At 62.5% G+C, this 16,565-nt stretch carries 16 protein-coding genes; 11 read left to right on the top strand and 5 right to left on the bottom strand.

The window, feature by feature from the left end; all coding sequences use genetic code 11:
- Positions 1-152 precede the first annotated feature (152 nt).
- Both VZC37_RS05020 and VZC37_RS05015 read right to left on the bottom strand, forming a co-directional pair.
- Complete coding sequence (locus VZC37_RS05020) at positions 153-1,331, bottom strand: acyl-CoA dehydrogenase family protein (protein WP_330431302.1); 1,179 nt, start codon at positions 1,329-1,331, stop codon at positions 153-155.
- Between the two features lie 77 nt (positions 1,332-1,408).
- The gene (locus tag VZC37_RS05015) at positions 1,409-2,275 is read right to left on the bottom strand and encodes an alpha/beta fold hydrolase (RefSeq protein WP_330431710.1); all 867 of its coding nucleotides are present in this window, start codon (positions 2,273-2,275) and stop codon (positions 1,409-1,411) included.
- A 417-nt stretch (positions 2,276-2,692) separates the two neighbouring features.
- Here VZC37_RS05015 and VZC37_RS05010 point away from each other — a divergent pair, with 417 nt between their 5' ends.
- The 8 genes from VZC37_RS05010 to VZC37_RS04975 all read left to right on the top strand — a co-directional run bounded on the left by VZC37_RS05010 (position 2,693) and on the right by VZC37_RS04975 (position 10,060).
- Entirely contained in the window at positions 2,693-3,835 is a 1,143-nt protein-coding gene (locus VZC37_RS05010) for a ferredoxin--NADP reductase (protein WP_330431301.1), read from the top strand.
- 89 nt (positions 3,836-3,924) lie between these two features.
- Entirely contained in the window at positions 3,925-4,719 is a 795-nt protein-coding gene (locus VZC37_RS05005) for a 2-keto-4-pentenoate hydratase (protein ID WP_330431300.1), read from the top strand.
- A gap of 24 nt (positions 4,720-4,743) precedes the next feature.
- Entirely contained in the window at positions 4,744-5,703 is a 960-nt protein-coding gene (locus VZC37_RS05000; protein ID WP_330431299.1) for an acetaldehyde dehydrogenase (acetylating), read from the top strand.
- Positions 5,700-6,746: a 4-hydroxy-2-oxovalerate aldolase gene (gene dmpG, locus VZC37_RS04995; RefSeq protein ID WP_330431298.1), complete on the top strand. Its 1,047-nt coding sequence runs from the start codon at positions 5,700-5,702 to the stop codon at positions 6,744-6,746. The genes VZC37_RS05000 and dmpG overlap by 4 nt, the downstream gene beginning before the upstream one ends.
- 165 nt (positions 6,747-6,911) lie before the next feature.
- A complete protein-coding gene (locus tag VZC37_RS04990) occupies positions 6,912-7,655 on the top strand; it encodes an SDR family NAD(P)-dependent oxidoreductase (protein WP_330431297.1) in 744 nt (247 codons plus the stop codon).
- A 152-nt stretch (positions 7,656-7,807) separates the two neighbouring features.
- A complete protein-coding gene (locus VZC37_RS04985) occupies positions 7,808-8,002 on the top strand; it encodes a ferredoxin (protein WP_330431296.1) in 195 nt (64 codons plus the stop codon).
- 42 nt (positions 8,003-8,044) lie between these two features.
- On the top strand, positions 8,045-9,223 hold the full coding sequence (locus VZC37_RS04980; protein ID WP_330431295.1) for an NAD(P)/FAD-dependent oxidoreductase: 1,179 nt from the start codon (positions 8,045-8,047) through the stop codon (positions 9,221-9,223).
- A 90-nt stretch (positions 9,224-9,313) separates the two neighbouring features.
- A complete protein-coding gene (locus VZC37_RS04975; RefSeq protein WP_330431294.1) occupies positions 9,314-10,060 on the top strand; it encodes an FAD-dependent oxidoreductase in 747 nt (248 codons plus the stop codon).
- 14 nt (positions 10,061-10,074) lie between these two features.
- On the opposite strand, the gene VZC37_RS04970 is transcribed toward VZC37_RS04975, so the two are convergent.
- A complete protein-coding gene (locus tag VZC37_RS04970) occupies positions 10,075-10,968 on the bottom strand; it encodes an IS3 family transposase (protein WP_330431293.1) in 894 nt (297 codons plus the stop codon).
- Positions 10,965-11,282 (bottom strand): transposase, encoded by a 318-nt coding sequence (locus tag VZC37_RS04965; RefSeq protein WP_330430959.1) that lies wholly within the window; start codon positions 11,280-11,282, stop codon positions 10,965-10,967. The genes VZC37_RS04970 and VZC37_RS04965 overlap by 4 nt, the downstream gene beginning before the upstream one ends.
- An 85-nt stretch (positions 11,283-11,367) precedes the next feature.
- Here VZC37_RS04965 and VZC37_RS04960 point away from each other — a divergent pair, with 85 nt between their 5' ends.
- Positions 11,368-12,102, top strand: coding sequence for an FAD-binding protein (locus VZC37_RS04960; protein ID WP_330431292.1), 735 nt, complete (start codon positions 11,368-11,370; stop codon positions 12,100-12,102).
- Between the two features lie 173 nt (positions 12,103-12,275).
- On the opposite strand, the gene VZC37_RS04955 is transcribed toward VZC37_RS04960, so the two are convergent.
- Positions 12,276-13,025 carry a PadR family transcriptional regulator gene (locus VZC37_RS04955; RefSeq protein WP_330431291.1) on the bottom strand — a complete coding sequence of 250 codons (750 nt, stop codon included), beginning with the start codon at positions 13,023-13,025 and terminating at the stop codon, positions 12,276-12,278.
- A gap of 382 nt (positions 13,026-13,407) precedes the next feature.
- Here VZC37_RS04955 and VZC37_RS04950 point away from each other — a divergent pair, with 382 nt between their 5' ends.
- Positions 13,408-14,787 carry an MFS transporter gene (locus VZC37_RS04950; RefSeq protein ID WP_431309351.1) on the top strand — a complete coding sequence of 460 codons (1,380 nt, stop codon included), beginning with the start codon at positions 13,408-13,410 and terminating at the stop codon, positions 14,785-14,787.
- 495 nt (positions 14,788-15,282) lie between these two features.
- Entirely contained in the window at positions 15,283-16,470 is a 1,188-nt protein-coding gene (locus tag VZC37_RS04945; RefSeq protein ID WP_330431290.1) for an alpha/beta fold hydrolase, read from the top strand.
- Positions 16,471-16,565 lie beyond the last annotated feature (95 nt).

The raw sequence follows: 16,565 nt of genomic DNA, 5'->3' as shown, positions 1-16,565 counted from the left end.
TAGTGTGGTCGCATGCGGGTTCGGGCGCCATGCGTGGGCAATGATTCGCCGAAACCGTTCATCGCATTTTCGCGGATGCCTTGTGGCGGTAGGTGAACTGAGGCCCGGGGCCGGCGGTCTCCGCGTTCGCCGAACCCGACCGGAAGCAGTCGTCAGATCATGATCCGCATCGGCCCTTGGGGGTCGCCGCCCATCTCTGTCAGCGTGGAGGCGTGGAAGATCGATCCCGGAACGTGGATGGCGTGCGCCAGTCCGGCATGTGCGTCACGCCAAAAGCGCTGAAGCGGCAGCGACAGTTGTAGGGAGTTGCCGCCTGCCCGCGCGAAAATCTCGTCGACAGCCCGCACCGCGCGCCACGCGGCCGCGGTCTGCGTTCGGCGCCCGACGGCGCGCTGCTCGAAGGTCGCTTCCTTGCCCTCGTTGGTGAGGTCCCAGAACCGATCGACGTTCTCGAGCATCGCGGCGCGCGAGGCCGCGATCTCGGCAGCTGCGGCCCCGATGTTGGACAGGACATAGGGGTCGTCCTTGATCGGGACGCCGGACACGGCGACCCGATCACGTTGGGCATTCAGATAGCAAGCCAACGTGCCCTCGGCGATTCCGATCAGGGAAGAGGTGATACCCAACGGGAAAATACAGGAGAAGGGAAAGCGGTACAGGGGTTCCTCACGCCCCTTCTCCTTCCAGGCGTTCCCTTCCAGCAGGCTGTTGGACTCGATCGTGCGGTGCGAGGGTACGAACGCATCGGTGATGCTGAAGTCTTTTGAACCGGTTCCGCGGAGCCCCACGACATTCCAGCTGTCGTGGTCGACGGTGTAGTCGCTCTTGGGTACCAATACATAGATCGAGCGTGGTGGCGTGATCGGGTTCCCGTCGTCGTCACCAACCATCGCGGCCGTCATGACCCAATCGCAGTGATCGTTTCCGGTCGAGAAGAGCCAGCGACCTGTGAGTCGGTACCCGCCTTCGACAGGACGAGCAACTCCCATGGGCGCGTAGGGCGAGGCCATCCAGACATCAGGGTTCTGCCCCCAGACATCCTTTTGTGCGTCGTCGTCGAAGAAGGCGAGTGCCCACGGATGGACACCCACGATACCGCTGACCCAACCGGTTGAACCGTCGACGGCTCCGATTCCCATTACGGTCTCGGCGAATTCGCGCGGAGTCGACTCCAGTCCGCCGAACTCCTTCGGCTGAAGCATGCGGATCACGCCGGCCTCGCGTATGCGCTTCGCGTTGGTATCGGTCAGCCGGGTGATTCGTTCCCCCTCCACGGCCTGCTCACGGATCTCGTCCGCGAACTGGAGCACGTTACTCAACGGGTCTGTCATGATGATGTCCACTTTCTGTTGCGATCTCGAGTTGGATTCAGTGCGCGAAGTGAATCGCGGATTGACGGCGATTCATGTCAGGGTCGGTCGCGAGTCAGGAATTCCGTGACAACCCTCAGCCAGCTGTTCCTCGCCTCGATCATCGCCCAGTGTCCGCAACCGGGGAGAACGTGAAGCTCGCAGTTCGGGATGTCCGAGAGGGCAATGAGTGACATGTCGAGTGGGCTCACCCGGTCTTCGCGACCCCAGGTCGCCAAGACCGGTGATGTGATGCGGCCGAGTTGTGCCCAATACGGAGTCATCTGTGAGCTCTTGGCCGCGTTCATCATCTGCGCCATCGCCTCACTGCTGTACATACGGCGAGCGATGTCAAGTGTGGTGGGATCGGTGGCCAGTTGCCAACGCTCCTCGATGAGCTCATCGGTGATCAATCCGGGGTCGTGAACCATGGCGTCGAGCCAACGGACGAGCGATTCACGGCTGGGATTGTCGGTGAACTGCATCAAGAGGCGAATTCCCTCACTTGGCGCTGGAGTCAGAAGACTCCGGCCGATCCCACCGATGGTCACGATGCGGTCGATGCGTTCTGGTGCTGCAATCGCGGATTGCAGCGCAATCGCACCACCGAGCGAATTGCCGATGACATCGACTTTGTCCAGCGCCAACCCATCGAGGAACTGGGTCACCGAAGACGCCGCCATGGCCATCGGGTGCCCGGGTCCCGGATCGCTCACCCCGAAGCCGGGGAACTCGAGAATCAGGCAGCGGAATCTGGACGCGAGGCTGTCGACAACTCCACGATAGTTCCGCCACCCGGTGACGCCCGGTCCGGAACCGTGAAGGAGCAGTAGCGGTGGGCCGTCGCCGATGTCGTAGTAGCGCAGCACCCCTGCCTCTGTCGGCAAGTCGATCAGGTCACGCGTGGCACCTTTGGTAGCTGTCATGGATATGGAGGTTCCCAGTGCGCACGGGCCAGTGCGACACCTGCTCCCGACCAATGGGAACGATCGACGTTTCCACCCAGTGGGAGTAGTAGTTGGCAGCCGCTCGGCCCGCGCGTTTGATGGTGCGAGCGAAATCATGGAACGGAGGGGCTGTGGGTGCCCTCGTTTGCAGACCGACCATCGAGGGCGGCGGCCGGACCCCATGTACGCCAGGATCATCCATGAGAGCTTGAGTTCCACACGTGCCCAGAGACACTCGGACATTTACCCGGCGACTAGGCCAGTGTGGACCGGGTAGGGATGCGTCGTTCGCCGGCTCCGACGGCATATCGGTGGGCCGTTCCGGCTCGCGGCCGGCCGCTTCGGTCGGCGCCCGGAACGGGCCATCCCTGCCGCGTCTGCCAGAAGGGAAGATCAATGATGCCTGACACTGTGGATTCGAGTCCCTCATCGGCCGAGGCTCGGGCGTCGTATGACGACTGTGGCCAGGACGAAGGTCCGGCGGTCGAGTCGGTTCCCGCGGACTCACCATCGCGGGGTATAGCGCTCAGGGTCTCCAAGGTCATCGAGGAGACGGACGATGCGCGGTCATTCGTACTCGACGTTCCCGTGGAGCAGCGGTCGAACTTCGCCTATGCGCCCGGGCAGTTCTTGACTGTGCACATTCCGACGGAGGGCGACGGCGGCATCGCACGATGCTACTCGTTGGCGAGCTCGCCCCACACGGACAGCGAGCTGAAGTTCACGGTGAAGCGTGCCGTGGCGGGATACGGTTCGAACTGGATGTGCGACACGATCAGGGGCGGTGAGACGCTTCACGTGCTTCCGCCTGCCGGGCGGTTTGTACCCGCCGACCTCGACCGGGACATGCTTCTGTTCGCTGCGGGGAGCGGCATCACCCCCATCATCTCGATCGTCAAGTCGGCCCTGGTCGAGGGGACAGGCAAGATCGTGGTGGTCTATGCCAACCGATCGAGTCGATCGGTGATCTTTGCCAGGGAACTGCAGTTTCTCGCGGAGGATCATCCTGATCGGCTCGTGGTTGTCCATCTTCTTGCTGAGCTGCAGGGGCGATTCGATGTGAGGCAGATGGCCTCGCTGGTCGAGCCGTACTCCGGATTCGAGGCTTACCTCTGCGGCCCGCAACCTTTCATGGCAATCGTCAAAGACGCGTTGAAAGCGCGGGGCTTTGCTCCCGAGAAGGTTCATTCCGAGGAATTCCTCTCTCTCACAGGAAATCCCTTCGCCCCAGCGGAAGTCGCGGTGGGCGAGTCGGCGAACAGCTCGAGGACCAGTCAACTCGTGGTCGCCCTCGATGGTGAGGAGCATGAACTCCAGTGGCCTCGCAATCGGACGCTTGTCGAGGTCATGCTCGACAAGGGGCTGGATGTACCCTACTCCTGCGGCGAGGGCGAATGTGGCTCGTGTGCATGCTCATTGGTCGCCGGCGATGTCGAGATGGACAAAGCGGCGGCGCTGGACGAGGAAGACGTCGCAAGCGGCTACATACTGGGATGTCGGGCACGGCCGGTCACCGACACCGTCCGAATCGAGTTCTGACGCGTTGACCGGCCGTGACGAAGATCGCACGATTCCGCCTCGTGGGATTCATCCTGTGCGCCGAGAACGGTGCTGGCTAGGTTTCGCTTATGACAACGACAGAAGCTGGGGCGATCGCCGTCGCTGCGGACCGACTCGCGTCGGCTTCCCGTTCCCGGAAGCCGTGTGCGCCCATCCGTGACCTGATCGGAAGTGTGGATATCGCTGCGGCATACCGAGTTCAATCGGCCAACCTCGGATCGGCGATGGCTGCCGGCAGGCGAGTCGTTGGACGCAAGATCGGCCTGACATCTCGTGCGGTTCAGTCCCAGCTCGGGGTGGACCAGCCCGATTTCGGTTTCCTGCTGGATGACATGGATTGCACAGACGAGACTGAGATACCCTGGGGCCGTTTACTCCAGCCACGCATCGAAGCGGAAGTCGCATTCACTCTGGCACGTGATGTCAGGGAACCCCTCACTGCTCACGACGCCCCGAGCTATGTCGCCGACGTGATCGCCGCGTTCGAGATCGTCGATAGCAGGGTGGCCGATTGGGACATCGAGATCACGGACACGGTCGCAGACAACGCATCGTCGGGCTTGTACGTTCTCGGATCGCGCCTCGGAGCTGGTGCGGAACTCCCGGATCTCGAGACTGTCGAGATGATGTTGACGGAGGACGGGGTGGAGGTCTCGAGGGGGACGGGAGCCGATTGTCTCGGCAGCCCGTGGAACGCGTTGGCATGGTTGGCAAACACCGCGCGCTCCTACGGTTCGCCGTTGCTCGAAGGTGATCTGATTCTCTCCGGATCACTGGGCCCGCTCGCCCCGGTCAGGCCGGGCGCGGCCTACGTCGCAACGATCTCTGGTGTGGGGTCTGTGTCCGCAGTCTTCAGTGAATGACGCCCCTGTATGGAAAGCAGAAATATGCGAAAAACAAAAGCTGCGATCATCGGATCCGGCAACATCGGGACTGATCTGCTCATCAAGATCAAACGGATCGCGGAGAATATCGAGATCGCTGTCCTCGTCGGTATCGATCCCGCCTCGGATGGGCTGGCACGAGCTCGCCGGTTGGGTATCGATACCGTCGACACCGGAGTGCAGGGACTGATCAAGCATCCGGAATTCGACGAGATCGAGATAATCTTCGATTCCACCTCGGCGAAGGCGCATGTCGAGAATGAAAAGGCGCTGCGCCCACACGGAAAGCGCCTCATCGATCTCACGCCGGCCGCTATCGGTCCCTATGTGGTCCCGGCAGTGAACCTCGATGAGCACCTCGGCGAGCCCGACGTGAACATGGTGACATGTGGTGGTCAGGCAACGATTCCGATCGTCGCGGCGATCTCGGCGATCACTCCCGTTCATTACGCCGAAATCGTTGCCTCGATCGCGTCCAAATCGGCCGGCCCGGGAACTCGAGCAAACATTGACGAGTTCACCGAGACGACCTCGCAGGCCATCGTGCAGGTCGGCGGGGCCGCTCATGGCAAGGCGATCATCATCCTGAATCCCGCCGATCCGCCACTGATCATGCGGGACACGGTACTCGCACTCGTCACCAGCCCAGATCGGGAAGTTATCCGGGCGTCGGTGGCCGACATGGTCGACAAGGTGTCCGGCTATGTTCCGGGCTACCGACTCAAGCAGGAAGTGCAGTTCACCGAACTCGGTGCCGGTGAATCGTTCAGGACCTTGACCGGAGGGGCCGACGTGGGCTCCGACTTGTGGAAGGTCTCGGTGTTTCTCGAGGTGGAGGGTGCCGCGCACTATCTTCCCGCATACGCGGGCAATCTCGACATCATGACGTCGGCGGCGCTTCAGGTGGCCGAGAGGGTCGCGGAATCCATGTTTGCCACATCGGATGTGGAGGTGGCGCGATGAGGGAGAGCAGCCGTTCGTTCGCCGCTGATGGGGCGCCGCTGTACATCCAGGACGTCACGCTCCGGGATGGGATGCATGCCACCCGGCATCGGATATCACCTGAAAGCGTTGCCCGAATCGCGGGTGCGCTCGACGCAGCCGGCGTCGACGCCATCGAGGTCACCCATGGTGACGGCTTGGCCGGACACAGCCTGACATACGGTCCCGGGAGCAATACCGATTGGGAGTGGATCGAGGCTGCGGCATCGGCTGTACACCGGGCGAAGCTCACAACCCTGCTTCTGCCAGGTGTGGGTACGGTGGCCGAGTTGGAGTACGCCCACAAGTTGGGCGTCACCTCGGTGCGCGTTGCGACGCATTGCACCGAAGCCGACGTCTCAGCCCAGCACATCGACAAGGCTCGCGATCTCGGCATGGACGTCTCCGGCTTCTTGATGATGTCGCATCTCGCGGAACCGGAACAGCTCGCCGCGCAGGCGAAGCTGATGGAGTCATACGGAGCACATTGCGTGTACGTGACTGATTCTGGTGGCCGATTGACAATGGACGGCGTGCGTGAGCGGGTGCGGGCATACCGCGAGGTGCTCGACGCCGATACCCAGATCGGCATTCATGCTCACCAGAATCTGTCGCTGTCTGTCGCCAATTCGGTGGTCGCAGTCGAAGAGGGGGTCACGCGCGTCGATGCATCTCTGGCCGGGCACGGGGCCGGTGCCGGCAACTGTCCCATCGAACCCTTCATTGCCGTGGCCGACATCGAGGGCTGGAAACACGGATGCGATCTGTTCGGTTTGCAGGACGCGGCCGACGACATCGTGCGGCCCCTGCAGGATCGGCCTGTGCAGGTTGACCGCGAGACTCTGACACTCGGTTACGCAGGGGTGTACTCGAGCTTCCTTCGGCACGCCGAAGCGGCGGCACAGCAGTACGGGCTCGACACACGATCAATACTGCTCGCTGTCGGGGAACGAGGACTGGTCGGTGGTCAGGAGGATCTCATCGTTGACATCGCGTTGAACCTTCTCGCAGCGCGAGATGATTGAGCTCGTCTATCTGCTTGCTCGGCCTCATGCGAAGGTGACTTGCGCTTATATGCCTTGTGCCACTAGCGATCCGGGCATGCTGTCACGGTCTGAGCGCGGTGCGTCAGGCCACTGTTCTGCACACTATGGGAGTTGGTTGTGAATTCATCAAACGCCGGATCAGGGGTGGCGCTCGTGACGGGTGGCAGCGGTGGCCTCGGTGCCGCGATCTGTCACAGGCTGGCGACGGCAGGTATGCACATTGCATTCACCTACCACCGACGTAGCGAAGTCGCCAAGAGGCAGTCCGAAGAGCTCTCGAAACTCGGTGTTTCGGTCCGATTCGACTCGGTGGCATTAGCTGACCCTGACGAAACCGCTTCATACGTGGATGATGTGGCGAGCGAGTTCGGTGGCATCCACACCGTGGTCCACGCTGCAGGTCCACACGTCCCTATGGTCCACCTGTCCAAGGCCGGGCCCGCCCGGTTCGGCGAAGCCGTGGATGCCGAGGTGAAGACGTTCTTCAACCTGATGTCCGCGGCCCTGCCGGCACTGCGGCGATCCGGTGGGTCCGTGGTGGCTGTCACCACTGCCGCCACCTCGCGGTTCCCGGTTCGGGACGGTATGTCGGCCGGCCCCAAAGCTGCTGTTGAGTCACTGATTCGGGCTCTGGCCGCAGAAGAAGGTCGCTACGGCATCCGCTTCAATAGCGTCGGCCCCGGAATGCTGACCGATGGCATGGCGGAGCGGCTGATTTCCTCGGGTGAGCTCGACGAGCGTGCGCTCGAGGTCGCAAAGCAGAACATTCCGTTGCGACGGTTCGGCCGCGCGTGTGACGTGGCGGAGGCCGTGGCCTTTCTTGCCTCTGATCGTGCGGGCTTCATCAGTGGACAGAAGTTGGACGTCGACGGGGGCTACGGCGTGTGAGTGCGGGACTACCGGGCCTCGTCGCCTGGAGTTCCCGGACGAGCCGGGTGGGCCGGGATTCCCGACTGGCGGGAGTGTGAGTCGTGTCAGTCCGGTCAGGTTGGCAGAGTACCTCGGTACGTACGTCACAACTGATTCAACAGGAGCTTACAATGCATATCACCGTAGATCGTGACCGGTGTATCGCAGCGGGAAGCTGCGCTGCCGTAGCGCCCGCCATATTCGACCAGGGCGACGAGGACGGGGTTGTCGTTGTCTTGCAACGCGAACCTGCTGCCGAAGAGCACGATGCGGTGAGGTTGGCGGCAAGCATGTGTCCGTCCGCGGTCATCACAGTCGAGGAGTAGGTCGCGTGCCTCGACGGGCAGAACTCAGCTCGGAGGAGTGAAGTGAAGTCGGTTGTCATTGTTGGAGCATCGGCGGCTGGGCTGAGCACTGCGGAAGCGCTTCGGCGCGAGGGATTTACCGGCAGAATCGCCCTGGTCGACTCTGACGACCACATGCCGTATGACCGCCCACCACTGTCGAAGCAGTACCTTCTCGGTGCCTGGCCGGCGGAGAAGCTGGCGCTGAGGTCGGAGTCGGCGATCGGCGCCCTCGAGGCCGATTTGTATCTCGGACGGACGGCACGTTCGTTACGGCTCGATTCCCGCACGGTCGTGCTCGATGACGGTGTCGAATTGCCATTCGACGATCTGGTGATCGCGACCGGCGTCCGTCCGTACCTTCCGGAAAACATTGCGGCAAAGCGTGTTCACACGCTACGGACACTCGATGACGCGTCCCGTCTGCGTACCGCTCTGTCGAGTGCGTCACGAGTCGCGATCGTCGGTGCCGGTTTCGTCGGGTGCGAGGTGGCGGCGACCTGCGTGTCCCAAGGTTTGGACGTCGAACTCATCGACAGGAGCGAGGCGCCGCTCGTCGGGGCGATCGGAACTTCCCTGGCACATATGATCACCGAGTTGCATCGATCGCACGGTGTCTGCCTGCATAGCGGGGTCGGAGTGCTCGGCATCGACGATGTGCACGGGGGGCCGTCCGAATTGGCGTTGACGGACGGTTCGTCGGTGGAGGCTGACGTCGTCATAGTGGGTGTGGGTTCGGTACCGAACACGGAATGGCTGTTCGGGACCGGGATCGGCCTTGGCAATGGGATTGAGTGCGACGCCTATTCGCAGGCCGCCCCGAGAGTTTGGGGAGTGGGCGACGTTGCATCCTGGGTGAGTGCGCGGCTGGCGCGACGGGTTCGCGTCGAACATCGCCTCCACGCCGTGGAACATGCCCAGCATGTTGCTCGATCGATTGCGCACTCGCGGAGCACGCCATTCGACCCGCTCCCGTACTTCTGGTCCGATCAATACGATCTACGGTTACAGTCTTTCGGCCACCGGGCACCCGCCGCGGATCTGGAAGTCGTTGCCGGCTCACTCGATGCGCGGAAGTTCGTCGCGAGGTATGTCTCCGAGGGCGTGATCGTGGGCGTGATAGGCGCGAACATGCCCAAAGAGACTCGATTGGCGTCACGCGAGATCGGCAGTCCCGCAGAACTGGTCACGTCCAGCGTGTAGGGCTGTGCACAGACGCAAACGATCTGTCCCCGTCCCGTTGTCTGGGAATTGGACTCGATCGTCGATCCGGCCTCCACCACTGTTGCCGCTATGAGTATGAACCACCCCACAGTCCGTCCGATCTTGATCAGCGATGTCGATGGTGAGAGCGCTGACTCGGACATCATCGTTGTCGGATTGGGTTGTGCAGGAGCAGCTGCCGCTTTGGGTGCGACCGAGCAGGGATCGTCGGTGACGGTAATCGAGTGGGCGGGGCCCGGTGGCTCGTCCGCTTTGTCGGGTGGTGAGTTGTACCTCGGCGGAGGAACCGCCCTGCAGAAGGCTTGTGGATTCGACGATGACCCCGGCAGTATGGAGGAGTACCTGTGTGCGGCTCTGGGCCCGGACCCGGACCGCGAAAAGATCCACGCATACTGCCACGGCAGCATTGAGCATTTCGATTGGCTTGTTTCTCAAGGTGTCCCGTTCAAGGAGACACTCTGGAGTTCGCCCACGTGGGTGCCGCCGACCGACGACGGATTGATGTGGCTGGGTGAGAACAGCTGGCCATACGACCGGATCGCCACGCCGGCACCCCGGGGCCATAGGGTGCAGTCCGAGGGGTTCGGCGGGAAGGTACTCATGGAGTGCCTGACCTCCGCTGTCGAAGATGCCGGCGTCGAGATCCACGAGTACACGCGAGCAACGAGACTGATCGTCGGCGAGGACGGTGCCGTCAAGGGCGTCCTGGCTCGTCGGTACGGAGAGGATCTGGCCTTTCTCGCACGTAAGGCGGTGATCGTCACTGCTGGTGGATTCATCGACAACCGCGAGATGGTGGATCTGGGGCTCCCCTGAAAAAGTGGACACGGTTAGCTTGATTGCTGACTTGTCAGTGACGTGATCTCGAAGTCGATAGGCGAGATCATCCCCAGCGAACTGTGCCTCCTGTCATGATTGTAGAATCTGATGTAATTGTCAAGTCCTGCAGTAAGATTCGCGTACGTAGTGAACGCGTGTCGCTTGTAGTACTCGTGCTTGACGGTCGACCACAGCGACTCGGCGCCGGCGTTGTCCCAGCAGATCCCTGTCGCGCCCATCGAGCGCCGCAAGCCATGCTTACCGCATGCGGCGGCCATGTCGTGGCTGGTGTACTGACTGCCCCTGTCGCTGTGCAGGATGGTGCCGGCCACCGACCCGCCACGGGTGAACACCGCAGCGTCCACGGCCGCCTCGACCAGCTCGGTACGCATGTGATCGGCCAACGACCAGCCCAGCACCCGACGCGAGTGCTCGTCACGGATCGCACACAGATACGCGTCGCCTTCACCGCAGGTCAGGTAGGTGATGTCGGAAGTCCAGATCAGGTCGATGCCGCCCTGGTCGAACACCCGCCCGACCCGGTCGGGCGGGAACGCCGCCGTCGGATCGACCTCGGTGGTCTTGACCTTGAACGTGCGTGGGCTGATGCCCTCGATACCCATCTCGGCCATGATCTTGGCGACGGTGTTCTCCGAGACCGCGACACCCTCGGCATGCAGATCGGCCGTAATCCTCGGTGAACCGTAGGTACGCGCCGAAGCCTGCCAATGGGCGAGGATCTTCACCTCCAGATCCCGGCGGCGCTGCTGGCGCGGTGTCAACTCCGCACGCCGCTGCCGATCCACCCACGCGTAGAATCCGGACCGTGAAACACCCAGCAGTTCCGTGAGTTTCGTGATGTCGTGGTCGGCGCACTCCGCAGCAATGAGCTCGAATTTGCTCACCGATGTTGCTGCGCCGCAAAGTACGCCGATACTTTTTTCAGGAACGCCAGATCACGATCCTTCTCGGCCAGCTCCGCGCGTAACCGAGTCAACTCCGCGCGCTCACCAGCCGACAAGTCCCGATCCGGTGGGGCGTTGCGCACCTCGTCGGCGACACCATCGCGCATCCGCTCAGCGCGCACCCATCTGCCCAACAAGTTCTCATGCACGTTGAGTTCACGCGCAACCTCGGTGACCGGCCGGCCCCCATCGATCACCCGACGAGCAGCCTCCGCCTTGAACTCAGGCGTAAACGACCGACGCGTCCTGGACATGTAGACATCCTCCCAGCAGGACCCTTCGCCCCGCTATCTCAGGTGTCCACTCAAACTGGGGAGGTTCAATCGGCACAGTCCGCAGTTGGTCGGCCTTGGGACGTGCTCTGGCGGAAACGACAACGGAACCGGGATTCAGATGGCTCAAGCCGTCGGTGCCGCGGTACGGCACATGTCTGCGGGGCAGGTCGGGATCGCGGCCGTGCCGGGGCTCATGGTGCGTGGGATGGTCGTGAACTCCCACGGGCAGCGCTTCATCAACGAAGACGTCTACCCAGGCCTCCTCGGCCAAGCCGCGCTCTTCAAGCACGACCTCAAGGTTTGGGTGATCGTTGATGAGCAAGCTTTCGAAGAGGTCCCGGAGGTAGAGCGGTGGGGCACTCAACCAACTCATATGGCTGAAACGCTCACCGAGCTGGAAATGTTGACGGGCATGCCACCCGGCTCACTCGAGAGCACCGTGACGCAGTACAACTCCCACGCGGAGAACGGGGAGGATCCGTACTTTCACAAGAGCCCCACGTGGCTTCGCCCGCTGCAACCGCCGTTCGCCGCCATTGATGTCCAGAAGGGTTTCGTCCCGCCCGAGGGTGGTGATCCGGGGAGCTCTGCTGCGGTGTTCTCACTCGGTGGGTTGGAGGTCGACATCGATGGTCGCGTGATCGACCACGATGGCCGGCCGATCCCGGGGCTTTTCGCGGCGGGCAGGAGCACCTCAGGGCTCCATTCATGGGGTTACGTCAGCGGCACTTCTCTTGGCGACGGAACCTTTTTCGGGCGTCGAGCCGGCCGGGTTGCGGCAACCACCTCTGATCGATAACCCGATCTCTGCCAACTCTTTCCAACGTCGCGGTCACCGAACCGGCCATGGGGTCAACCGGACAGTCGGGCGATCGCAGAGAACTGTTCGCCGGTGGAACTGTTCGGTGCTGTGGTCACGGCCAGGCAGGTGTAGGTCGCTGAACCCACGGCCGCGCTCGAGCACCGCTGCCGCTATGTAGCGCCGTCTCTTCTGGACGCACTCGGCTCTGGATCTTGTTGTGACTCAACAGTGGACGACCGAGTAGGGCCGGGCTGCTCGCCGCTGAGTACGGCGGCGAGCTCGGCGAGGCGTTCCGGCGAGCTGGCACGGCGGAGGCCACGAGAGTCGTTGATCGGAGTGTCGGCGGTTTCGCGGATCGACCGCTCGATCTCGACAGCGAACTCTTTGGCCAAGTCGAGTTCGGTCTGATAGTGCCGGACGGACCATCGCAGGGCGAGCTGGCTGAAGGACCACGCTGGTTCATCGTTGTCGAGCCGAGCCGCGAGCTTGGCGGACGCGAGCTTGCCCTCGATGTAGTCGATGTGCTCCTGCCAGATGGCGCGGACGCGGTCTGGCTCGGTCATGCCGGCCATCCACACCTGGAGCATCGAACCGTGTTTCATCACGTAAGGCTCGACATTGCTGTGCGCGAGCCAGAGTCTGATCGCCTCCGCGCCGGCTGGTGTCAGCGAGTAGGTGCGCTTGCTTCGCTGCTTGTGAACGGCCACCTCTTTGGACTCCACGTAACCGTAGCGCTCGAGGTTCTTCAGCTCGAGATATACCTGACTGGTCGAGGGACTCCAATAGAAGAAGCTGACCGCCCAGTCAGCCAGTCTCTTGATGTCTGTCCCGGTCATCTCGTCGGAGAAGGTCAACAGAGCCAGTACGGTCCAGCTGGTGGCGGGGAGCTCCTCGGGTTTCCTGAACTCGGGACGTGCCATCTGGCGATGTTATCAATCCGTCGACCAGCACTGTCGGCGGCACGTCAGCCGCTGCATGCCGCAGGCCTGCCGCACGACGGCAGCGGCGGCATTGAGATCGCACGGATCACCGCATGTCGATCGGTCGAACGCCCGCTGGTTCCCGCTCACCGGGAGCAAGCAGCGCAAGTGAACTCGTCAGTCGATACGTTGCTGTTGAGCGCTCCCGAGTGCACGAGCTCCCCAGGGGGACACACCACGGCACAGGCCGGCCGAGGCGAACGGTGATCGGGATCTTGTCGTGCATCACCTTCGTCGAATGGTGGGAGTTTCTGAGGTGTTGTCAGTCGGCGGTCAAATAGGACAGCAGAGCCCTGCCCTGACCGCGTCGCGCCAACGGTGGGTGGTGGCCGTCCTTTCGCTGGGCGGCCTCCTCGCGTCGGTGATGCAGACCCTGATCGTCCCGATCATCGCTGAACTTCCGAATTATCTGGGTACCACGAGAGACAACAGCTCGTGGGTCGTCACGGCCACCCTGGTCGCGGCGGCGGTGGCCATGCCGATTGCCGGCCGCCTGGCAGACCTGTTCGGCAAACGGGCCGTGATGCTCGGTTGTATCTGCGGGATGATCGCGGGCTCTGTGTTGTGCGCGCTCACCGACGACCTCTTGGCGATGGTCATCGGACGGGGTTTCCAGGGCGTCGCCATGGGGCTGATCCCGTGCGGGATCAGCCTGATGCGGGATTGCCTGGACGTGCGCCGCCTATCGAGATCCGTCGCGCTGCTGTCGGCAACGATGGGTGTGGGTGGTGCAGTAGGTCTGCCGGTATCCGCATGGATCGCACAGAACTTCGACTGGCATGCGCTGTTCTGGTGCTCGGCGGCTCTCGCGACCGTCGTGCTCGCGTTGATGGTGAAGGTCGTCCCTGAATCGGGCGTGAGAGCATCCGGGGGTTTCGATATCTGTGGCGCCGTAGGCCTCAGCGTTGCGCTGATCTGCATTCTGCTGACGGTTACCAAGGGTGCTGTGTGGGGTTGGACCAGTCCCATGACGGTGTTTCTCGGCGTGACCGGCGGGATCGTCCTGGGGCTGTGGATCTGGTTGGAGCTCAGGCTTGCAAGTCCTTTGGTAGATCTACGAACGTCGTCGCAGCCGGTCATTCTGTTGACCAACTGCGCCTCGTTCTTGATCGGATGCGCCATGATGTTCAGCACGTTGGCAACGCCGCAGCTGCTCCAAGTGCCCGACATGCCCGGGATTGTTGACGGACTGGGGCAGGACTTGTTTGCGACCGGGTTGATCATGGCTCCCGCCGGACTCGCGATGATGGCGTTCGCGCCGATCTCCGGGCGTCTCATCGTGGTCGTCGGACCTCGGTCCACTCTGATGGTCGGTGCGGTGATGATCATGGGTGGCTATGTGGGACTAACGATTTTCCTGACGGAGGTATGGCAGGTGGCGATCGCGTTGATCGTCGTCAGTTCAGGGATCGGTATGTCATACGCCGCGATGCCCTCCCTCATCATGGCCGTCGCGCCCGGGGACCAGACCGCAGCGGCCAATAGTCTGAATGCCCTCATGCGTTCGGCAGGAACCTCGACAGCGTCGGCGATACTGACCACGTTGCTGGCGACGTCAGCGATCGACATCGGGGCCGGGGCCACGGTTCCCGGCGAGTCGAGCTTCAGGACCGCCTTCTGGGTTGCCGCGGGCATTGCCGCGGCGGCAACGGCGATCACAAGTGCCATCCCGTATCGGCACGCTGAGGCGCGACTTAGATGATCCCTCGATCAGTGGCGCGCTGCGACCGTAGATCGGTCTGTGTGCCACTTCACAGAAGGGCTGTCTGGTGATACACTTCCTATTTGGAAGACTCCAGCGAAGTGCGAGGACGTCCGCCGCCGGTCCGCCGGACGCGGCTGTCCCGAGATCGCCGGTCGCGGAACGGCCGGCACCGTTGCGTCGAGCGATACCACACGATTGTGCCTCCCGGATCTTTTCGGAGCCGCAATGATCCGCGTTTCTCGGCCGGCGCCGCAGCCGTGGGTTTCGGTCCGGAATGGAGACCAGATTCGGGAGCCAGTCGCCGACGTTCGGTCCCCGATTCGCCACCGCTGAATGTCCGATAAACACTCATAGATTGGAGATGCCAAGGTGATCGAGTTCGATGCTGACGGTCTGATCGCGCACGTCAACGGTGATGCGGAGTTCCGCTGGAAATCCCAGTACTGGGAGCAAGGGACTCTTCGTCTCGAGATCGGCGACAGGGCGTACGACGTGGTCATCACCCAGGGCATCGTTCGATCGTTCACCGCGGCAGGTGACGGTCCGGCCGACGTGGTCCTGAGCGGTACCGAGGAGAGCTGGGAGAAGACGTTGTCCGCCGTCCCGCCGCCGTATCATGTCAACGTCTTGTCCTTCAGTTCCGGTGTGGTCGTGAAGGGGGAGGTCGTCGACACAGTCGGTCCGTTCGCGCCGGCCATCCTCCGCTTCGGGCAGCTGTTGAGGGAGCTGCACAGTGGTCCGCCGGTGTCCGAGCCTGTTGATTCCGGCGACCCGTGGCCGGAGACGGATAACGCTGTCGGGCGCTACGTTCGGGTGAAGGTCCACGGAGTCACCTATCGCGTCTACTATGAAGAAGCAGGCCACGGCAGTATTCCCCTGCTGTTACAGGCCACTGCGGGCACAGACTCTCGTCAATGGCGCAACGTGCTGGCCAACCCCGAACTGCAGAAGCGATTCCGCATGATCGCTTTCGACCTTCCGTACCATGGGAAGTCGCTCCCCCCGGCCGACGGGTTTCCGTGGTGGGAAAGCGAATACGCCGTTTCCAAAGAAGACCTGATGGATCGGGTCGTTGCCATCAGTGACGCGATCGGGCTGGACCGTCCGATTTTCATGGGATGTTCGGTCGGTGGCCAACTGGCGACCGACCTCGCTGCCCACCATGGCTCGAAGTTCCGGGCGCTGGTGTCGATCAACGGCTGGTACGAGTCGTCCGCCCTGACGTCGATCAGGAACTACCTCTTCCATCATCCGCGGATCTGGCCCGAATACTTCGGTGCGTTCGTGATGGCGGCAACCTCGCCTGTTGCACCTGAGGTGTTGCGGCGGGAGACGTACTGGATCTACTCCTCGGGTGGGCCGGGGGTCTACCGCGGCGACAACGACTACATGAGTCTCGGCCATGATCTGCGCGAGGATGGTCATCTCATCGATACGACGGTGTCGCCACTGTGGGTGCTTGCCGGCGAATACGACCCCACCGCGCGCGAAGGTGTCCAGGGAGGTGCACGGGCCATTGCCGACAACATCGACGGGGCACATTATCGAGTGCTCGAGGGGCTCGGGCATTTCATGATGTCCGATGATCCGGTGGGTTTCTGCGCGCAGATCACTCCGATCTTGGATGAAGTGGTCGCCGATCTCTCTGCACGCCAGACTGCGGGATTGGCGGGTTCGTGAACTTCTACTCGGGAATGTGAATCGCGTCGTTCCCGTAACGGCCGGGTGTCAACCCGAACTCGGGATATCGATATCCGTTGGTGAAAGGACTTGCC

Source organism: Gordonia sesuvii (assembly GCF_036350415.1).
Classification (GTDB): Bacteria; Actinomycetota; Actinomycetes; order Mycobacteriales; family Mycobacteriaceae; genus Gordonia; species Gordonia sesuvii.
The sequence above is the reverse complement of the archived record's forward strand: the minus strand, read 5'-3'. Positions and strand labels throughout refer to the sequence as shown.

Coding starts and splice junctions, on each gene's coding strand:
- VZC37_RS05020 (WP_330431302.1), bottom strand. CDS start 1,331: ATGACAGACCCGTTGAGTAACGTGCTCCAGTTCGCGGACGAGATCCGT.
- VZC37_RS04955 (WP_330431291.1), bottom strand. CDS start 13,025: ATGGCACGTCCCGAGTTCAGGAAACCCGAGGAGCTCCCCGCCACCAGC.
- VZC37_RS05005 (WP_330431300.1), top strand. CDS start 3,925: ATGACAACGACAGAAGCTGGGGCGATCGCCGTCGCTGCGGACCGACTC.
- VZC37_RS04975 (WP_330431294.1), top strand. CDS start 9,314: ATGAGTATGAACCACCCCACAGTCCGTCCGATCTTGATCAGCGATGTC.
- VZC37_RS04985 (WP_330431296.1), top strand. CDS start 7,808: ATGCATATCACCGTAGATCGTGACCGGTGTATCGCAGCGGGAAGCTGC.
- VZC37_RS05015 (WP_330431710.1), bottom strand. CDS start 2,275: ATGACAGCTACCAAAGGTGCCACGCGTGACCTGATCGACTTGCCGACA.
- dmpG (WP_330431298.1), top strand. CDS start 5,700: ATGAGGGAGAGCAGCCGTTCGTTCGCCGCTGATGGGGCGCCGCTGTAC.
- VZC37_RS05010 (WP_330431301.1), top strand. CDS start 2,693: ATGATGCCTGACACTGTGGATTCGAGTCCCTCATCGGCCGAGGCTCGG.
- VZC37_RS05000 (WP_330431299.1), top strand. CDS start 4,744: ATGCGAAAAACAAAAGCTGCGATCATCGGATCCGGCAACATCGGGACT.
- VZC37_RS04965 (WP_330430959.1), bottom strand. CDS start 11,282: ATGTCCAGGACGCGTCGGTCGTTTACGCCTGAGTTCAAGGCGGAGGCT.